This window comes from Ochrobactrum sp. SFR4 (genome assembly GCF_019730395.1).
GTDB lineage: Bacteria > Pseudomonadota > Alphaproteobacteria > Rhizobiales > Rhizobiaceae > Pseudochrobactrum.
Window position 1 is genome coordinate 202,305 of record NZ_JAAPBB010000004.1, and the last position, 17,863, is coordinate 220,167.

The window sequence follows — 17,863 nt, forward strand, 5'->3', positions numbered from 1 at the left end:
AGCTCAATGCCATAAAGAACAGTGTTATGTTGCAATGACACGGATATAAGCCACAGGAAGAATTGAGTGACCGAAGCAGAACTGGCCGTCGCAAAAGAAGCAGAGAAATATGCAGCACTTGTTGCCGAGGGTAAGGCTCTCTTCAACAAGCGATGGATTTTTATCCGCGGCGTGCCGTCGATGAAATTTCTGCCGCCGGAAGGCCCTGTTGAAATTGCTTTCGCCGGCCGCTCCAATGTCGGCAAATCCTCGCTGATCAATGCGATTGTCGGCCAGAACGGTCTGGCACGTACATCCAACACACCGGGTCGTACGCAGGAACTCAACTATTTCGTACCGGATGGTTACACCGGTGAAAATGGTGACCTGCCACCTTTGGCACTCGTTGATATGCCGGGCTATGGTTTTGCCGAAGCACCGAAATCCATGGTCGATGCATGGACACGACTGGTTTTTGATTATTTACGCGGTCGCACCACGCTGAAGCGTGTTTATGTGCTGATTGACGCTCGTCACGGCATTAAAAAGAATGATGCGGATGTGCTGGATCTTCTGGATAAAGCCGCTGTCTCTTACCAGATCATTCTCACCAAGATCGATAAGATCAAGGAAGCAGGCGTCCCGCGCCTGATGGCAGAAACACAGAAAGCGATTGCACGCCGTCCGGCTGCCTTCCCGCAGATTCTGGCCACCTCTTCCGAAAAAGCAATCGGCTTTGATGCAGTGCGCGCTGCCATTGCCCTGCTGACCAAGGAATAAGAACCACGCCAGGTGGTTTCTTTATCACTCACATAACCCTTCATGCCGTGGAGTGCTCCATGACCGCGACAAGCCCTGAAATCCAAGCACAACTCCTCTCAGCCGCCCTGCCCTTCATGCAGCGCTATGAGAATAAAACTGTCGTCGTTAAATATGGCGGTCATGCCATGGGTGATGCGGCACTCGGCAAAGCCTTTGCCCGCGATATCGCACTGCTCAAACAATCCGGCATCAACCCGATTGTTGTGCATGGCGGCGGCCCACAGATTGCTGCAATGCTTGGCAAGCTCGGTATTGAATCCCGCTTTGAAGGCGGCCTGCGCGTCACCGATGAAAAAACGGTTGAAGTGGTTGAGATGGTTCTTGCCGGCTCAATCAATAAAGAAATTGTAGCGATGATCAATGCCGAAGGCGAATGGGCAATCGGCCTGTGCGGTAAAGACGGCAATATGGTTTTCGCTGAAAAAGCACATAAGACCTATCGCGATCCGGATTCCAATATTGAGCGCGTGCTTGATCTGGGTTTTGTCGGTGAACCAGTTGAAGTTGACCGCACCCTGCTCGATCTTCTGGCACGCTCCGCCGTTATTCCGGTGATTGCACCGGTTGCACCGGGTCGTGATGGCAATACCTATAATATCAATGCGGATACTTTTGCCGGAGCGATTGCCGGTGCGCTGAGCGCAACGCGTCTGCTGTTCCTCACCGATGTACCGGGTGTTCTGGATAAGAACAAAAATCTGATCAAGGAATTGTCTGTCGCAGATGCACTGGCACTGATTGAAGACGGCACAATTTCCGGCGGCATGATCCCGAAAGTAGAAACCTGCATTGACGCTATCCGTCGTGGCGTTGAAGGCGTGGTTATTCTCAACGGCAAAACCCCGCATTCCGTATTGCTGGAATTGTTTACGGAGCACGGTGCCGGCACGTTGATCGTGCCATAACTAACAATGCACGCTGATCGTACTTTAATCAAAAAATCCCGCAAGTTGCGGGATTTTTTATAAGCATTTCCAGCAAAAGTGGGAACCGGTTTTGCGATGGATAATGCGAAATATAAATGTTTACTGCCATAATAATAAGAACAGAATGCCGGTGACGATCAATACACAACCGGCCACTTCCATACGGTTGATCCGTTCTTTGAAAATGAACACTGCCGAGATGAAAGTAAAAATCAGCTCAATCTGCCCTAGCGCACGCACATAGGCTACCTGCTGCATAGCCATAGCCGTAAACCAGCCCATAGATCCCAGCACGCTGGACAGGCCGACGAGCGATGATGAGCGCCATGATTTCAGCACCAGCACAATCTCGCTCTTATCTTTAATCAGCATCCATACCAGCATAAAAACTGTCTGGAATGTCGTCACACAAGCGAGCGTCACAGCCGCTTGCATAATCGGATTCGGCCCATCCAATGACAGTGCAGCAGAGCGATAAGCAACCGCCGAAATACCGAACACACCGCCTGATGCAATGCCAATCAGCGCCGTACGGCTGACAAGCGCTTTAAACAAATTGCCCCAGCTCAGCGGCATACGCGCGACTGAAATCAGCATCACGCCCAGCACACCGACAATAATCGCCATCACCGCACCGGTTGTCAGGCGTTCTCCCAGCAGGATCAGACCAAAGATTGCGGCCTGTACAGGCTCGGTTTTGGAATAAGCCGTCCCCACGGCGAAGTTTCGCAGCGTGAACAAATAGACCAGCATGATGGTGGCGAAAATCTGCGCAAGACCGCCAACAACACTCCAGAACAGGAACGCGCCGTTAAGTTGCGGCAATGCATAGCCTGCGAAGATATGCAGCCCCAGCACATAGAGAATGACGACAGGAAACCCATAACCAAAGCGCACAAAACTGGCACCTCTCGTGCCGAGCTTGCCTTGCAGCTTCTTTTGCAGCGTCGTGCGCACGTTCTGCATAAAAGCAGCGCCAATCGTAATCGGTATCCAGAGTTCCATGATATTGCTGAGCTTTGCTTTCTTGGTAAATATATCAGGCTCTGTTTGCCCTGCTCTGCCGCTAATTACAAGCCACCCGCTTTATACCAGGCGATAAGATGCTGACGCATCACGTCTTGAAAAAGTTCAATCGCCGCTCGGTCTTAACCAAAACCCCATGAGTAATACTCATGGGGTTTTGGTATGAGCGCTTAAGTGTCACGATAAATAAAGGCTGATCTTTACAAAACTTCGTGGCATAACACCTGCATGACCAATTTACCTGAACCGCGCCACTTCGCCCATGTCACTGACTGGGTGTTTGATATGGATAATACGCTCTACCCGCATGATACCAATCTGTTCTCGCAGATTGATGTGCGGATGACATCTTATGTCTCGGAACTGCTGCAGCTGCCACGCGATGAAGCGCGAAAAGTTCAGAAACAGTTTTATCAGGAATACGGCACGACCCTGAAGGGTCTGATGGAATGTCACAATATTGACCCCGACGACTTTCTCGCCAAAGTGCATGACATTGACTATACATGGCTGAAACCCGACCCGCTTCTGGGTGAAGCCATTGCCCGCCTGCCCGGCCGTAAATTCATCTATACCAATGGCGACCGCAAACATGCGGAAAATGCTGCTGCACAGCTTGGTATTCTCGACCGTTTCGACGATATTTTCGACATTGTTGCCGCACAACTGGTGCCCAAGCCGGAGCGTGCACCTTATGAGCTGTTTTACAAACAATGCGGAATCAATCCGCAAAAAGCAGCCATGTTTGAAGATCTGGCGCGCAATCTCACAGTGCCAAAATCCACCGGCATGCGAACAGTACTCATTGTGCCGAATAATTTTGAACCGGATTTCAGCGAGATTTGGGAAAGCGACCCTGCCTTTACCGACAGCGTGGATTTTGTCACGGATAATCTGACAGAGTTTCTGACTGCGCTGCACCCGTAAATGCATCAACCTGTACACAGCAAACGCCGTTTTACTTCACTGGAAGCTGTGATCGATGGAGCAGCACACCGGCTGCTTGACCGGTTGCCGCAGCATGGTCTCTCCGGCGCACTGGTTGAGTTTCTGGTTTTCGGGCTGAAACAGGCATGGGCATGCCTGTTCGGCGGTGTCATGCTCGGGCTGATCATTCTCAGCAAATATCTCTGGGCAGACGGCTCTGCCTTGCCGCAACTGATCACACGCTATGATTTCCTGTTTCTGTCAGCAGTTACCGTTCAACTGCTGATGCTGTTGTGCCGCTTGGAAACCTTGCGTGAAGCCAAAGTCATTCTGATTTTCCATATTGTCGGAACAGCAATGGAAATCTTCAAAACCCATATGGGGTCGTGGATTTATCCGGAGGAAAATCTGTTCCGCATCGGCGGCGTGCCGCTGTTTTCCGGCTTTATGTATGCGGCAGTCGGTTCCTATATGGCGCGGATCAACCGTATTTTTGATATCAGACTGGCAAACTATCCGCCATTACCGCTGACTTTTGCACTCGCCACCGGCATTTATATCAATTTCTTCAGCCATCATTATATCCCCGATATGCGCTGGCTGCTCTTCGCAATCACCGCACTGATGTTCTGGCGCACCAGCATGCATTACCGCGTGTTCCGCTTTCGCCACCGTATGCCATTGTTGCTGGCGTTCTTCCTTACATCCCTGTTCATCTGGATTGCCGAAAATATCGGCACATGGTCACGCGTCTGGCTCTATCCGGGGCAGCATGACCAATGGGTGCCGGTCTCGCTGTCGAAGCTCGGCGCATGGTATCTGCTGATGATAATTTCCGTGGTGCTGGTGACCATTATTCATCCGCCGAAAAAGCCCGACGACAGATAATAAAAAACGCCGGTGCTTTTGCACACCGGCGTTTCAATTTCTCATTATCAGCACTTACAGATCGTAGTGATCTTTCACGACATTCCATGCTTCATCGGCCGTATCCACATAATGGAACAGCTCCAGATCTTCCGGTGAGATCGTTCCCTGCTCGGAGAGATACGGAATATTGATCGCTTTCGTCCAGAACTCTTTACCGAACAGTACCAGTGGCACACGTTCCATCCGGCCGGTCTGCATCAATGTGAGTGTCTCAAACAACTCGTCCATTGTACCGAAACCACCCGGAAAGACTGCAAACGCCTTAGCACGGAACAGGAAGTGCATCTTACGCAATGCGAAATAGTGGAAGTTGAAGCACAGTTCCGGCGTGACATAGGCATTTGGTGCCTGCTCATGCGGGAGCACAATGTTCAGGCCAATAGACGGCGCACCAATATCTGCCGCACCACGGTTCCCTGCTTCCATCACACCCGGTCCGCCACCGGTCACAACCACAAATTCGCGATAATAGGTTGAAGCCGAATATTCCGAGCAGCGGCGGGCAAATTCACGCGCTTCTTCATAATAGACAGAATTGGCTTCGAGGTTCTTTTTCTGAACTTCGTTTTTCGCAGCCCACGCCTCACCGCCCGGCTCAGGAATACGTGCCCCGCCGAACAAAACCACAGTCGACTTGATGCCACGCTCTTCCATAATCATTTCCGGCTTCAGCAGTTCAAGCTGCAGGCGGATCGGGCGCAGTTCCCGCTTGGTCATAAACTCCGCATCGCTGAAAGCCAGCTTGTAGGCAGGCGCACGGGTTTGCGGTGTATCCGGCACCGCAGCGACGCGCTTAACAGTTTCACCGGAATTGCTGAAAGGTGTCCAGCCATCTTTCTCAAGCGGATTCATGCAATATCATCCTGTTGTGGCAGCGACATCAATTATAAAAAAGCAAGCCACTGTTCGTGTTTCCATATTGAGTGTCTGAATCAAAAATCGTCAGGCCGAGACGAAAAGGGTGATTTCGAGAACCGGAACGGAGCGTACCTATTGTACGTGAGTACCGGAAGCCCAGAAATTGCCCTTTGCAGGCCGGCATGGCGACTTTTAGATCAGATACTGAGGCATATAGTGCAAAAGCGGCAATGCCAAGATTGACCATGCTTTGAGCATAGCCTAATCATTTGCCGAAAATATTCCGTAATCTGTATATTTCGTCAGGCATTTCGTCTGAATGACGAAATAAATGCGATTTAATTCCGTTTCAACACCTCAGGAGCAGTAATATGTCCCAGCCTGATCTGTCAGCTCTCGAAAAAATTATCACAAAAGCTTTTGATGAGCGTGACACTGTCTCGGTATCAACCACCGGAGAAATCCGTGATGCCGTCGCACAATCCCTCTTGCTCCTTGATCAGGGTAAAGTACGTGTTGCCGAAAAACAGGCGGACGGGAACTGGACAGTCAATCAGTGGTTGAAAAAAGCAGTCTTGCTCTCCTTCCGTCTCAACCCGATGGAAATCATCAAAGGCGGTCCGGGTGAATCCGTTTGGTGGGATAAAGTGGCGTCCAAATTTGACGGCTGGTCTGCCAATGAGTTTACACAGGCCGGTTTCCGCGCCGTGCCAAACTGCGTTGTGCGTCACTCTGCTTATATTGCGCCAAACGCTATTCTGATGCCGTCTTTTGTCAATCTCGGTGCTTATGTCGGTGAAGGCACCATGGTTGATACATGGGCAACTGTCGGCTCCTGCGCTCAGATCGGCAAGAATGTGCATCTGTCCGGCGGCGTTGGTATCGGCGGCGTTCTCGAACCGCTGCAGGCAGAACCAACCATCATTGAAGATAACTGCTTTATCGGCGCCCGCTCGGAAGTTGTGGAAGGCTGCATTATCCGTGAAGGTTCCGTGCTGGGTATGGGTGTCTATATCGGCAAATCTACCAAGATTGTAGATCGTGCAACCGGTGAAGTCTTCTACGGTGAAGTACCGCCTTATTCCGTTGTAGTTGCCGGTACCATGCCAGGTAAAAATGTACCGGGCGAAAACTGGGGCCCGAGCCTTTATTGCGCGGTTATCGTCAAGCGCGTTGATGAAAAGACCCGCTCGAAAACATCGATCAATGATCTGCTGCGCGATTAAAGCAGCCTTTCAAAAACAACAAAAGCGGCGGGCTTGAAGCCCGCCGCTTTTTGTTTGCACTGCCGTTAATTAACGACGGGTGCTTGCAGGCGAATGATCGTCAAAGCCGTTAGCGGAACCGTCAGTATAAGTTTCAGCCTGCGTGCTGGTTACAGTCGCATTAGCAGTCACAAATGTCTGGTCAGCTCCGTACAGATTGTCAGGAATACCAACATTTGGGTTTTCAGCAAAAGCGGCACCGGCAGTCAGGGCAAGAGCGGCAACAGTCAAAGCAATCTTTTTCATTTTCATATTCCTTTTATAGGCCGGTCATTCTCAACGGATCAGTTGGGAGGTCTGTTCATCAGACGTTGAAATCCGGCTGTCATTCATAGTGTTGAGGTAATGCGGAGGACGTACGGGCTAAATTAGCCGTTATAGCTGGATGGTGAATTATCACCGAAACCGTGCGCAGAACCGTCAGTAAAGGTTTCAGCCTGCGTGCTTTTCACAGTTGAAGTGGTAATCACAGGTGTCTTGTCATTGCTGTACAGATCATCAGGAATGCCAACATTTGGATTTTCAGCAAAAGCGGCACCGGCGGTCAGAGCAAGAGCGGCAACAGTCAAAGCAATCTTTTTCATTCTCATATTCCTTTTATAGGCCGGTTATTCTCAACGGGATCAGTTGGGAGGTCTGTTCGTCAGACGTTGAAATCCGGCTGTTATTCATAGTGTTGATGTAATGCGGAGGACGTACGGGCTAATCAATTGTTATAGCTGGACGGTGCATTATCACCGAAGCCGTGTGCGGAACCGTCAGTAAAGGTTTCAGCCTGCGTGCTTTTCACAGTTGAAGTGGTAATCACAGGTGTCTTGTCATTGCTGTACAGATCATCAGGAATACCCGCATTAGGGTTTTCAGCAAAAGCTGCTCCGGCAGAAAGAGCAAGTGCAGCAACAGTCAAAGCAATCTTTTTCATTTTCATATTCCTTGTTCAATTTATGTGAACGTGCTTGGGAGATGCGCCGTTCCGATGACCCTGAGATAGGAGCCATTGTTTAAGATTTCAACTCACATAAATTTTACGAGCAAATAAAAATTCTGACACAATCTTTCCTTGAAAAAACAATGAACACGCATCAGTTCAATAAAATCAATATCTTATTGAGTTTTAAATTGGGGTGTTCTTTCAATATTAGCTGCATCGTTCTCTAAACAGAGACATTCCGTTCGTTGTATCGTTCCTAATTAATGAACAATAACAGTTTTATCACAATATTATTACTGCCTGTTACAGTGCTGTTTTTGGAATTATATACCGGCAAATCACAGCGTGACTCATCAAAGATAGATTCCAGATGCACCGGCTTGCGGCATCTGCTAAGCCTTGTGCATGATGACCACATTTGATCCCGCTGAAAATCTCGCCGCTCTTATCCGCTGCCCGTCAGTTACACCGGCAGAAGGCGGAGCTCTCACAACGCTTCAGGCAATGCTGGAGCCGCTTGGCTTTAAAATTGAGCGTCCTGTTTTCACCGAAGACGGCACGCCGGATATAGAAAATCTCTATGCCCGCCTCAAAGGGACAGGCCCGCATCTGATGTTTGCCGGTCATACCGATGTCGTGCCGACCGGCGATCTTTCACTCTGGAAACATCCGCCTTTTGCCGCCGTTATTGATAATGGCGAACTCTATGGCCGCGGTGCAGTAGACATGAAGGGCGGAATAGCCTGTTTTGTTGCCGCAACCGCACGCTATCTGAAAAAATTCCCGGATAGCAAACCGAATATTTCCTTCCTGATTACCGGCGACGAAGAAGGCCCCGCAATCAACGGCACCGACAAATTGCTGCATTGGGCAAAATCCAAAGGTGAAAACTGGGATGCCTCACTGGTTGGGGAGCCAACCAACCCTGACCGTCTGGGCGAAACAATCAAAATCGGCCGCCGTGGCTCTGTTACCGGAACCGTCACTGTCCACGGCACACAAGGGCACGTGGCCTATCCGCATAATGCGGATAATCCGGTACGCGGTATTATGGCGTTACTGAACAGCCTGCTGATACCGGCCTATGATAAGGGTACAGAGAATTTTCAGGCCACAAATCTGGAAATCACCTCGATTGATGTCGGCAATCCGGCAACCAATGTTATTCCGGCAAAAGCGGTCGCCTCGTTCAATATCCGCTTCAATGACACATGGACAGCCGATACTCTGCAAGAAGAAGTTACACGTCGCCTGAGCGATGCGGCACAGGACAATCCGTTCCGGCAGGATAAATCCGTACCGCTGCACTATGAGTTACAGTGGAGTGAACGCCCGAGCCATGTATTTCTGACCCGCAATGACAAGCTGATTGACTCTCTTAACGGTGCGATCAAAGCGGTAACCGGAAAACAGGCTACGCTTTCCACATCCGGCGGCACATCCGATGCCCGCTTCATCAAGGATTATTGTCCTGTGGTGGAATTTGGTCTTGTCGGCCAGACCATGCATATGGCCAATGAGCGGACATCACTGCAAGACCTTGAAAATCTCACCGCAATTTACGAAAAATTCCTTGAGGGTTTTTTCGCCTGAGTCATTTTACTTCGGGTGCCTGTCCTGAAAACACAGGCACCTCTTTCGTCGTCACTTATACAGGTTGCCCATGCCCAGTTTTGAAGAGATTCAGTATTATTTCTCCGCAGTCTGGCGCACCATGACCGGCCATCCGGAAGCATTGAATGATCTGAATACGGATGCAGACGGTTTCTGGCGGTCTTTTTATGCAATCCTGATTTCTCTGCCGCCAATGCTGATCGGCTGGGTTGAAATCGCTGCCCGTCTTACCGAAGGAACAGAAAGCGGCGACGCTACAGCATTGCGCCTTATCAATACGGTCAAGCTCGGCGCCATTGACATGATTGTCTGGTTGTTGCCGCTGCTCATCATCGGCTTTCTCAGCCGCAGCCTTGGCCTTGAGCGTCGTTTTTCCACCTATGTGGTCGCTACAAACTGGACAACCGCGTTATTTGCCTGGATTTATGCCCCGCTCTCATTCCTCAACCTGCTGCTGCCGGATTTGTCTCCGGTCTTCGCAGGTATCGGTTTCGGGCTGTTTCTGGCGACATTGGTGCTGAGCTACAGGCTCACCCGCGCAGCATTGCAAAGACCACATAGTTTCGCCGCACCATTTTTCATTTCTGTGGTGCTGGGCAGTATTATGCTGACAATCATACTGCAAAATCTGGCAGGTTTTATACCTGCTCTATAAAATCAGCGGATAATCCGCACCAATCATATAGAGGCCGTGGGCAGGTGCCACGACACCGCAGGCTTTGCGGTCACGCGCTTCCAGTGCCGCCACCAGATCGTCATTGGTCCAGCGGCCTGTCCCCACTTCAGAAATACTGCCAACCAGAGACCGCACCTGATTATGCAGAAAAGACCGTGCAGATGCCCGCACCTCAATCAACTCGCCATGGCGCTGAACATCCAGAAGATCAAGCGTTTTAACAGGGCTTTTGGACTGGCATTGTGTTGAGCGGAATGTCGTAAAATCATGCAAACCGACAAGCAATTGTGCGGCTTCCTGCATGGCATCCGTATCGAGCTTTTTCGCCACCCACCAGGCTCGGCTGGCTTCCAGCGCCAAAGGTGTGCGACGGTTGATAATACGGTAAATATAATGCCGTCCCAACGCGCTGAAGCGCGCATCAAAACGATCCGGCACTTTTTCAACATTCAGCAGGAAGACACCGTCTTTAGCCAGCGCCAGATAAGCATTAACCGCATCACGGACTTTGGAGGCCGCCCAGTCTTTTGTCAGATCGACATGTGCGGTCTGCTGAAAAGCATGGACACCGGCATCGGTGCGCCCTGCCGCACCGAGAGAATTGCTGTCGCCACAAAACTTGAAAATAGCGGACTCGATAGCGCCTTGCACACTCGGCGCATTATCCTGCCGCTGCCATCCGGCATAGGATGAACCATCATATTCAACTGTCAGGCGATAACGCGGCACTCAACTCTCTCCGAATGCAGAAGCATAAATCAATTTGCCCTGTATGGTCGTACAAGGCTTGCTCTCTGTGAGATATTTCAATTGCAAATATTGTGCAGGATAAAGACTTTCAAGCTGCGCAGCATCCGCAACATCATAGCCAAAGCGGCCATAATATGCAGGCTCGCCCAAAACAATACTCAGCCTCTCGCCCTGCTGCACCAGCAAGCGATGTGCCTCTTCGATCAGCGCATGGCCAATTCCTGCCCGTTGATGCGCAGGTAGTACCGCCAGCGGTGCCAATGCCACAGCGGCAAGACGATCGTGATCTTGCTCAATCCATAAACGGGAAAACAGAATATGCCCGATGATTGTGCCTTCCGCTTCGGCGACCAGTTCCAGTACAATATCCTCGTCTGAAACCAGCTTGCGTACCAATGCAACTTCATCAGTCCCGTCAAAAGCAGCGGCAATCACGTCGTCAATCTTTGAGCGATCCAGCTCGCTGACAGGGCGAATATCTAGCTGTTTGACGGGAGAATGGCTCATGGCAAAATCGTACCGCGGCTCAGTTTAACGCCATTGCAGAATTCTGCAGCGTTGACAGCCTTGCCACCGGCTTTCTGCACCAGCGTCAGCGCAACCGCACCCTCACCACAGGCAATTACCAGCTGGCCGTCCAGCACTTCACCGGCTTTGCCTGCACCATCAGCGATCACCGAGCGCAGTACTTTGATGCGCTCGAGTTGACCATTGATTTCCATCTCGCACCAGGCACCCGGAAACGGGCTCAAACCACGGATACAGTTATGTACGGCCTGTGCAGGTTGCGACCAGTCGATACGCGCCTCAGATTTTTCAATCTTGGAGGCATAGGTCACGCCATCTTCTGACTGCGGGTTGAGCTTCAGACTGTCACGCTCCAGTGCAGCCATAGCACGTACCATCAGATCGGCACCCGTAATACTCAGACGATCATGCAACTCGCCGCAAGTCATATTCGGGGTAATGGTGATTTTCTCAACCATGGCGACAGGGCCGGTATCCAGCCCCTCATCCATTTTCATAATCATCATACCGGTCTCGGCATCACCAGCCATAATCGCACGCTGAATTGGCGCCGCACCACGCCAGCGCGGTAACAGAGACGCATGACCATTATAGCAACCAAGTACAGGTGCTTCGAGAATGGCCTTTGGCAGCAACATGCCATAGGCCACAACAACCGCAACATCCGCATTGAGATCACGGAAAATCTGCTGTTCTTCTTCGCCTTTCAGGCTTTTCGGCGTGAAAACAGGAATACCGAATTCTTCGGCCTTTTCATGCACCGGCGATTTTGTCAGTTCCAGTCCACGCCGACCAGCCGGACGCGGCGGCTGGCTGTAAACAGCCACAATTTCATAGCCCTGTCCGATCAGCGCTGTCATCACCGGAACAGAAAATTCCGGCGTGCCCATAAACACAATACGTAATGACATAGACTATCCTACCTACACTCTCTGACCTGGCCGTAATTCAGCCTGTATTTCAGATTTTTTTACCCGAAGCCGGCACATGGGTCTTGGCCAGTTTTTTGAATTTCTTGATCACCATATCCCGCTTGAGCTTGGAAATATGGTCGATAAAAAGTACGCCATCCAGATGGTCAATCTCATGCTGCAGACAGGTAGCCATCAGGCCTTCAGCTTTGATTTCCCGCGGTTTGCCATCCAGATCCTGATAGGTCACGCGCACAGTCGCAGGGCGTTCCACTTCCGCATAATAATCAGGGATCGAGAGGCAACCCTCTTCATAGCTGCTCGGCTCATCCGAGCGCTCAACAATCACCGGATTGATAAAAACATGCGGCGCAGGGGCATCGCCCTCTTTCGCCAGATCGATCACCACCATACGGATCGGTTCAGCCACCTGAATTGCAGCCAGACCAATACCCGGCGCATCATACATCGTGGCAAACATATCATCAGAAAATTTACGCAAATCCGCATCGAAACGCTCAACGGGTTTGGAAACCTGACGCAATACCGGATCAGGAATAAAAATAATCGGCTTAATGGTCATCACATTGATCCGGTGTTGCAAATGATTGAAAATATCTGACACCCGCGCAGGCAGGCACAATCGGAATGATGTTCGATCTAATCTCTCAGCACTCCGCCGTCAATAAATTACATGAGATGAACAAAAATTTGTTCACGTTTTATTCCTATATTTACCGCGAATCGTGTAATCTTTATCTATGGAAACATTATCTGCTTCAGAAATACCGGCATCCTTTGCGGGTGTACTCGGCCTCAGCCCCGCCCAGTTTTTGCTGGCGGCGGGCGGTTTTGTACTGCTCATCCTCCTCCTGCTGTTCTGGCTCTCCGGCCGCAGCAGCAGAGCCATGCTGCATGCACAATTCCAGTCAGAAGAGCGGGCACGCGAGGCAGAAATGCAAATGCAGTCGATCCTGAAAAGTCAGGCAGAAATGCAGGGCCGGATGCAGACGATGGCAGAGCTTTTCGGCTCGCGGCAGGCAGAACTCAACAAATCCATCCGCGACCGGCTGGACGGCATGACCAGTCATCTTGGCCGCAGCATCAATGAACAGACCCGTTCAACTCATGAAAATCTGAGCAAGTTGCAGGAGCGGCTGGCGGTGATTGATACTGCCCAGAACAATATCCAGTCTCTCGCCGGTCAGGTTGTGCAATTGCAGGCCACCCTAGCCAATAAGCAAACGCGGGGCGCTTTCGGCCAGTCGCGGATGGAAGCAATTATTGCCGACGGCCTGCCAATGGGTGCCTATGAGTTTCAGGCTACACTCTCCAATGGCATGCGCCCTGATTGTCTTGTGCGGATGCCTAATGGCACAGCCTCACTGGTGGTCGATGCCAAATTCCCGCTGGAAAGCTGGAATGCATTAAAAGCCTCGGAAACACCGGAAGCCAAGCGTCATTATGAGCAGCTTTTTCGCCGCAATATGGAGGTACATATCCGTGACATTGCCGCCAAATATTTCATCAGCGGTGAGACACAGGATACGGCCTTTCTGTTTGTACCGTCAGAATCGATCTTTGCGGAAATTCACGAGAATTTTGAAGTCATTATCCAGCGGGCTCACCGCTCACGGGTGGTTATTGTCTCACCTTCCCTGCTGATGCTCTCCATTCAGGTCATCCAGTCGGTACTCAAAGATGCACGGATGCGGGAACAGGCCCATCTCATTCAGGGAGAGGTTGTGCGGCTGATGGATGATGTATCGCGCCTTGATGAGCGTGTGCGCAAATTACAAACCCATTTCTCACAGGCCAGCCGCGACATTGACGATATTCTGATCTCATCCTCCAAAGTCACCCGTCGCAGTGCAAAGATTGAGGCATTGGAACTGGGCGATAATCCGGATAATCACGAACAGAAAAAAGCGCCGCAGCAACAATCCTTGCCACAGAATGGCAGTGCTCCGGCACCGCGCTTTTTATAGGAAACAATTTGACGGAATCTATCTCTGAGAACGGGATTATAGGCCTTTGCAAAACGTGGCTAAAATCCTGTTCAAGGCACAACAGAGCCTTATTTTAGGCCGTAAAATTAACCATTTAAGCTATCTGCGCCGCAATAAATAAAGACGAAACCAGCAATCCGCGTCTATGCAGCTCATATATATCCGCACAAAAACCGGACAGCCGCAGCGGAATCTCCGTATTAAATTATGGCCGCAACACTTTGCCCGATAAATAAGAAAGCCGGACACACACTGCATCCGGCTTTTATTTTACAATAAAAATCAGCTTGCTACGTCTTTATATATCATACAAAGACCAGAGCCTGATCAGCCCTTCATTGTCTCACGAATACGGGCAACCAGCGCATCGGTTTCCGGAAAGCCGTTTTCAGCTTTACGATCCCATACCACCTGCTCATTCAGACGAATGATGTAATTGCCGTCGCCGCCCGGAATAAGCGCGATCTCACCGACTTCATCACCGAATGCCTGCAACAATTCCTGAGCCGCCCATGCAGCACGGAGCATCCAGTTACACTGGATACAATATTCAATGGTAATACGTGGCTTAGCAGTCATATCGAAATATCCTATATTTAATTAAAACAAACCCGCCGGAAGGCGGGTCTGCTCGAAGTCTCTGAAGTGATTATTCATCACCCATTTTAAGCGCCTGAATGAAGGCTTCCTGCGGAATTTCCACCTTACCGAACTGACGCATGCGCTTCTTACCTTCCTTCTGTTTTTCCAGAAGTTTGCGCTTACGCGAAACGTCACCACCGTAACATTTCGCCGTCACGTCCTTGCGCAGAGCCGAGATCGTCTCACGCGCAACAATACGTCCGCCAATTGCCGCCTGAATCGGAATTTTGAACATATGCTGCGGGATCAGGTCTTTGAGCTTTTCACACAGCACGCGGCCACGTTTTTCAGCAGCAGAACGATGTACCAGCATGGAGAGCGCATCAACCGGCTCGTCATTGACGAGGATCGACATCTTCACCAGATCACCTTCTTTATATTCCGACAGATTATAATCGAAAGATGCATAACCTTTGGAAATCGACTTCAGGCGATCGTAGAAATCGAACACCACTTCGTTGAGCGGCAGTTCATAGGTCACCATCGCACGCGGGCCGACATAAGACAGATCGACCTGAATACCACGACGCTCCTGACAGAGTTTCAGGATCGAACCGAGATAATCATCCGGCGTCAGAATCGTCGCTTTAATCCACGGCTCTTCAATAGAAGTGATTTTCACCACATCCGGCATATCTGCCGGATTGTGCAGTTCCTTCACCGAACCATCGAGCATATTCATGCGATAGACAACGGAAGGTGCGGTAGCGATCAGATCAAGATCAAATTCGCGGGAAAGACGTTCCTGAATGATTTCAAGATGCAACAGCCCGAGGAAACCGCAACGGAAACCAAATCCCAGAGCAGCCGATGTTTCCATTTCAAAGGAGAAGCTCGCATCATTAAGACGCAGCTTGCCCATGGCAGCACGCAAATCTTCAAAATCAGCCGCATCCACAGGGAACAAACCGCAGAAAACCACCGGCTGTGCAGGCTTGAAACCCGGTAGCATGGTTGCTGTCGGACGTTTATCCTCGGTGATCGTATCACCGACGCGGGTATCCGCTACTTCCTTGATCGAGGCAGTGATAAAGCCAAGCTCACCCGGCCCCAGATCTTCAACAGCCACCATTTTCGGTGTGAATACGCCGACGCGCTCCACCGGATATTTGGCGCCTGTGCCCATCATGCGGATGGTCTGGCCTTTTTTCAAAACACCGTCGATGATACGCACCAGAACGATTACACCGAGATAGGTGTCATACCAGCTATCCACCAGCATGGCTTTGAGCGGTGCATCACGGTCGCCTTCTTTTGGCGGCGGCAGGCGCTCAACAATCGCTTCCAGCACAGCCGGAATGCCCAGACCACTTTTTGCGGAAATTTCCACGGCATCCGATGCGTCGATACCGATCACATCTTCAACCTGTTCTTTCACACGCTCAGGATCAGCCGCAGGCAGATCAATCTTGTTCAGCACAACAACCAGATCATGATTATTGTCGATCGCCTGATAAACATTGGCCAGCGTCTGCGCTTCCACGCCCTGAGACGCGTCTACCACCAGCAGCGAACCTTCACAGGCCGCCAGTGAGCGGGAAACTTCATAGGCAAAGTCAACATGCCCCGGCGTGTCGATCAGGTTGAGAACATAGTCCTCACCGTTTTTCGCACGATAATTCAGGCGAACAGTCTGCGCCTTGATCGTGATGCCGCGCTCGCGCTCGATATCCATCGAGTCGAGCACCTGCTCTTTCATTTCACGATTATCAAGGCCGCCGGTTGCTTGAATCAAACGGTCGGCAAGTGTCGACTTCCCATGATCAATATGGGCGACGATGGAAAAATTCCGGATATGGTCAAGTGGTGTGCTCATGCGCGCGATTTAGCAGCAGATTTGCGCAAAGGCAAAGGGGATTCATGCAAATCGGGGCAAAACAAAGCTTAAAGTGTAATCTTTCGGGGTATGGTGCATTATGTCCCCTTTGCGAAACGGCAAAAAACCAGTAAAGCGTGACCCCAAAGCTGGCAGAACGCGCAAGACATCGCGGGGCAGCACTGGAAAGTTTACTGCATAGAGATGGCAATATCCGCTATGCAGCTATCATGCCGCAATAAGACCGGCGCAGGAGACAGGTCATGGACACGCAAACGCTTAATCACCGCACAACACCAAAACTGGTTACAGTTTTCGGTGGTTCAGGTTTTGTAGGGCGTCATGTGGTTGATGCACTGGCACGGCGCGGTTACCGTGTGCGTGTTGCTGTGCGCAAGCCGGAAATTGCCTATTACATGCAGCCGCTTGGCAATATCGGTCAGATCCAGCTGGTACAGGCCAATATCCGTCATCGCTGGTCGGTTGAACGTGCAGTCAAAGGCGCGGATTATGTCGTTAATCTGGTTGGTATTCTTGCCGAAGGCGGCAAACAGCGTTTCAACACTGTTCATGCCATCGGTGCGAAACATGTGGCTGAAGTTGCTGCCGCTGCCGGTCTGCCGCTGCTGCATATGTCGGCACTCGGAGCAGATCTGAAAAGCTCATCCGAATATGCCCGCACCAAAGCAGAAGCAGAACGTCAGGTACTGAGCGTAAAGCCGGATGCGGTCATTCTGCGCCCGAGCGTGATTTTCGGTCCTGAAGACCAGTTCTTCAACAAATTCGCCAGCATGTCCCGTTTCTCCCCGTTCATGCCTCTGATCGGCGGCGGCAAGACCCAGTTCCAGCCGGTTTATGTCGGCGATGTGGCTGAAGTGATTGCCCGTGCGGTTGAGGGTAAATTGCAGGCAGGTAAGGCCTATGAGCTGGGTGGCGCGGAAGTGCTGACCCTGCGTCGCTGCATGGAAATTTCGCTGGAAGTGATCGGCCGCAAACGCGCTTTCATCAACCTGCCTTGGTGGGTTGCCAGCCTGCAGGGAAAAATTCTTGGCCTGTTGCCAAACCCGCCGCTGACCAGCGACCATGTTAAACTGCTGAAGAGCAATAATGTGGTTTCACAGGAAGCTGCGGATGCTGACCTGACACTGGAAGGTCTGGGCATCAAACCACAGGCAATTGATGCAATCCTGCCGTCTTACCTCTGGCGCTACCGTGTGCTGGGTCAGTATGACAAGGCAAGCCTTGCCCGCTAA

20 protein-coding genes are annotated in these 17,863 nt (G+C 51.0%); 9 read left to right on the top strand and 11 right to left on the bottom strand.

All coding sequences use genetic code 11. The features are described 5' to 3' along the window. Positions 1–66: 66 nt before the first annotated feature. Together yihA and argB are read left to right on the top strand one after the other, a co-directional pair. The gene (yihA, locus tag HBA93_RS06850) at positions 67–759 is read left to right on the top strand and encodes a ribosome biogenesis GTP-binding protein YihA/YsxC (RefSeq protein WP_221722782.1); all 693 of its coding nucleotides are present in this window, start codon (positions 67–69) and stop codon (positions 757–759) included. Positions 760–818: 59 nt separating this feature from the next. Then, positions 819–1,706, top strand: a complete 888-nt coding sequence (argB, locus tag HBA93_RS06855; protein WP_022712483.1) for an acetylglutamate kinase — start codon at positions 819–821, stop codon at positions 1,704–1,706. A gap of 120 nt (positions 1,707–1,826) precedes the next feature. Here the strand turns inward: argB and HBA93_RS06860 are convergent, their stop codons facing one another. Beyond that, positions 1,827–2,732, bottom strand: a complete 906-nt coding sequence (locus tag HBA93_RS06860; protein WP_221722783.1) for an EamA family transporter — start codon at positions 2,730–2,732, stop codon at positions 1,827–1,829. 249 nt (positions 2,733–2,981) lie between these two features. On the opposite strand from HBA93_RS06860, the gene HBA93_RS06865 reads away from it, so the two are divergent. Then, positions 2,982–3,680: a pyrimidine 5'-nucleotidase gene (locus HBA93_RS06865; RefSeq protein ID WP_121992979.1), complete on the top strand. Its 699-nt coding sequence runs from the start codon at positions 2,982–2,984 to the stop codon at positions 3,678–3,680. After that, positions 3,681–4,568, top strand: a complete 888-nt coding sequence (locus HBA93_RS06870; protein ID WP_221722784.1) for a DUF817 domain-containing protein — start codon at positions 3,681–3,683, stop codon at positions 4,566–4,568. Between the two features lie 54 nt (positions 4,569–4,622). Here the strand turns inward: HBA93_RS06870 and HBA93_RS06875 are convergent, their stop codons facing one another. After that, positions 4,623–5,462 (bottom strand): LOG family protein, encoded by an 840-nt coding sequence (locus HBA93_RS06875; RefSeq protein ID WP_022712479.1) that lies wholly within the window; start codon positions 5,460–5,462, stop codon positions 4,623–4,625. Between the two features lie 377 nt (positions 5,463–5,839). Here HBA93_RS06875 and dapD point away from each other — a divergent pair, with 377 nt between their 5' ends. Further along, positions 5,840–6,694, top strand: a complete 855-nt coding sequence (gene dapD, locus HBA93_RS06880; RefSeq protein WP_121992978.1) for a 2,3,4,5-tetrahydropyridine-2,6-dicarboxylate N-succinyltransferase — start codon at positions 5,840–5,842, stop codon at positions 6,692–6,694. Between the two features lie 69 nt (positions 6,695–6,763). Here dapD and HBA93_RS06885 read toward each other — a convergent pair whose 3' ends face one another. The 3 genes from HBA93_RS06885 to HBA93_RS06895 all read right to left on the bottom strand — a co-directional run bounded on the left by HBA93_RS06885 (position 6,764) and on the right by HBA93_RS06895 (position 7,655). Beyond that, positions 6,764–6,979, bottom strand: coding sequence for a hypothetical protein (locus tag HBA93_RS06885; protein ID WP_121993085.1), 216 nt, complete (start codon positions 6,977–6,979; stop codon positions 6,764–6,766). A gap of 122 nt (positions 6,980–7,101) precedes the next feature. Then, positions 7,102–7,317, bottom strand: a complete 216-nt coding sequence (locus tag HBA93_RS06890) for a hypothetical protein (RefSeq protein WP_022712476.1) — start codon at positions 7,315–7,317, stop codon at positions 7,102–7,104. 122 nt (positions 7,318–7,439) lie between these two features. Next, positions 7,440–7,655 carry a hypothetical protein gene (locus HBA93_RS06895; RefSeq protein WP_122092467.1) on the bottom strand — a complete coding sequence of 72 codons (216 nt, stop codon included), beginning with the start codon at positions 7,653–7,655 and terminating at the stop codon, positions 7,440–7,442. 414 nt (positions 7,656–8,069) lie between these two features. On the opposite strand from HBA93_RS06895, the gene dapE reads away from it, so the two are divergent. After that, positions 8,070–9,257, top strand: coding sequence for a succinyl-diaminopimelate desuccinylase (gene dapE / locus HBA93_RS06900; protein WP_502910054.1), 1,188 nt, complete (start codon positions 8,070–8,072; stop codon positions 9,255–9,257). 70 nt (positions 9,258–9,327) lie between these two features. Then, positions 9,328–9,933, top strand: a complete 606-nt coding sequence (locus HBA93_RS06905; protein ID WP_221722785.1) for a hypothetical protein — start codon at positions 9,328–9,330, stop codon at positions 9,931–9,933. On the opposite strand, the gene truA is transcribed toward HBA93_RS06905, so the two are convergent. Genes truA through def form a run of 4 tightly spaced genes read right to left on the bottom strand, consistent with a single transcriptional unit; the run spans position 9,928 to position 12,726 of the window. Continuing rightward, positions 9,928–10,683: a tRNA pseudouridine(38-40) synthase TruA gene (gene truA, locus HBA93_RS06910; RefSeq protein ID WP_221722786.1), complete on the bottom strand. Its 756-nt coding sequence runs from the start codon at positions 10,681–10,683 to the stop codon at positions 9,928–9,930. The two genes, HBA93_RS06905 and truA, sit on opposite strands and share 6 nt — an antisense overlap. Next, positions 10,684–11,211, bottom strand: coding sequence for a GNAT family N-acetyltransferase (locus HBA93_RS06915; protein ID WP_221722787.1), 528 nt, complete (start codon positions 11,209–11,211; stop codon positions 10,684–10,686). Further along, positions 11,208–12,143 (bottom strand): methionyl-tRNA formyltransferase, encoded by a 936-nt coding sequence (gene fmt, locus HBA93_RS06920; RefSeq protein ID WP_221722788.1) that lies wholly within the window; start codon positions 12,141–12,143, stop codon positions 11,208–11,210. Before fmt ends, HBA93_RS06915 begins: the two co-directional genes overlap by 4 nt. A gap of 49 nt (positions 12,144–12,192) precedes the next feature. Then, positions 12,193–12,726, bottom strand: a complete 534-nt coding sequence (gene def, locus HBA93_RS06925) for a peptide deformylase (protein WP_221722789.1) — start codon at positions 12,724–12,726, stop codon at positions 12,193–12,195. A 178-nt stretch (positions 12,727–12,904) separates the two neighbouring features. Between def and HBA93_RS06930 the strand changes: the two genes are divergently transcribed. Beyond that, on the top strand, positions 12,905–14,131 hold the full coding sequence (locus HBA93_RS06930; protein ID WP_221722790.1) for a DNA recombination protein RmuC: 1,227 nt from the start codon (positions 12,905–12,907) through the stop codon (positions 14,129–14,131). Between the two features lie 348 nt (positions 14,132–14,479). Here HBA93_RS06930 and HBA93_RS06935 read toward each other — a convergent pair whose 3' ends face one another. Both HBA93_RS06935 and lepA read right to left on the bottom strand, forming a co-directional pair. Beyond that, a complete protein-coding gene (locus tag HBA93_RS06935) occupies positions 14,480–14,731 on the bottom strand; it encodes an Rdx family protein (protein WP_121992416.1) in 252 nt (83 codons plus the stop codon). A gap of 70 nt (positions 14,732–14,801) precedes the next feature. After that, a complete protein-coding gene (gene lepA, locus HBA93_RS06940) occupies positions 14,802–16,610 on the bottom strand; it encodes a translation elongation factor 4 (RefSeq protein WP_221722791.1) in 1,809 nt (602 codons plus the stop codon). 263 nt (positions 16,611–16,873) lie between these two features. Here lepA and HBA93_RS06945 point away from each other — a divergent pair, with 263 nt between their 5' ends. After that, positions 16,874–17,863, top strand: coding sequence for a complex I NDUFA9 subunit family protein (locus HBA93_RS06945; protein WP_221722792.1), 990 nt, complete (start codon positions 16,874–16,876; stop codon positions 17,861–17,863).

Excerpts from the sequence above, each read along its gene's own strand:
- argB (WP_022712483.1), top strand. The coding sequence starts at position 819 with ATGACCGCGACAAGCCCTGAAATCCAAGCACAACTCCTCTCAGCCGCC.
- HBA93_RS06860 (WP_221722783.1), bottom strand. The coding sequence starts at position 2,732 with ATGGAACTCTGGATACCGATTACGATTGGCGCTGCTTTTATGCAGAAC.
- HBA93_RS06865 (WP_121992979.1), top strand. The coding sequence starts at position 2,982 with ATGACCAATTTACCTGAACCGCGCCACTTCGCCCATGTCACTGACTGG.
- HBA93_RS06870 (WP_221722784.1), top strand. The coding sequence starts at position 3,681 with ATGCATCAACCTGTACACAGCAAACGCCGTTTTACTTCACTGGAAGCT.
- HBA93_RS06875 (WP_022712479.1), bottom strand. The coding sequence starts at position 5,462 with ATGAATCCGCTTGAGAAAGATGGCTGGACACCTTTCAGCAATTCCGGT.
- dapD (WP_121992978.1), top strand. The coding sequence starts at position 5,840 with ATGTCCCAGCCTGATCTGTCAGCTCTCGAAAAAATTATCACAAAAGCT.
- HBA93_RS06885 (WP_121993085.1), bottom strand. The coding sequence starts at position 6,979 with ATGAAAAAGATTGCTTTGACTGTTGCCGCTCTTGCCCTGACTGCCGGT.
- HBA93_RS06890 (WP_022712476.1), bottom strand. The coding sequence starts at position 7,317 with ATGAAAAAGATTGCTTTGACTGTTGCCGCTCTTGCTCTGACCGCCGGT.
- HBA93_RS06895 (WP_122092467.1), bottom strand. The coding sequence starts at position 7,655 with ATGAAAAAGATTGCTTTGACTGTTGCTGCACTTGCTCTTTCTGCCGGA.
- dapE (WP_502910054.1), top strand. The coding sequence starts at position 8,070 with ATGATGACCACATTTGATCCCGCTGAAAATCTCGCCGCTCTTATCCGC.
- HBA93_RS06905 (WP_221722785.1), top strand. The coding sequence starts at position 9,328 with ATGCCCAGTTTTGAAGAGATTCAGTATTATTTCTCCGCAGTCTGGCGC.
- HBA93_RS06915 (WP_221722787.1), bottom strand. The coding sequence starts at position 11,211 with ATGAGCCATTCTCCCGTCAAACAGCTAGATATTCGCCCTGTCAGCGAG.
- fmt (WP_221722788.1), bottom strand. The coding sequence starts at position 12,143 with ATGTCATTACGTATTGTGTTTATGGGCACGCCGGAATTTTCTGTTCCG.
- def (WP_221722789.1), bottom strand. The coding sequence starts at position 12,726 with ATGACCATTAAGCCGATTATTTTTATTCCTGATCCGGTATTGCGTCAG.
- HBA93_RS06930 (WP_221722790.1), top strand. The coding sequence starts at position 12,905 with ATGGAAACATTATCTGCTTCAGAAATACCGGCATCCTTTGCGGGTGTA.
- HBA93_RS06935 (WP_121992416.1), bottom strand. The coding sequence starts at position 14,731 with ATGACTGCTAAGCCACGTATTACCATTGAATATTGTATCCAGTGTAAC.
- lepA (WP_221722791.1), bottom strand. The coding sequence starts at position 16,610 with ATGAGCACACCACTTGACCATATCCGGAATTTTTCCATCGTCGCCCAT.
- HBA93_RS06945 (WP_221722792.1), top strand. The coding sequence starts at position 16,874 with ATGGACACGCAAACGCTTAATCACCGCACAACACCAAAACTGGTTACA.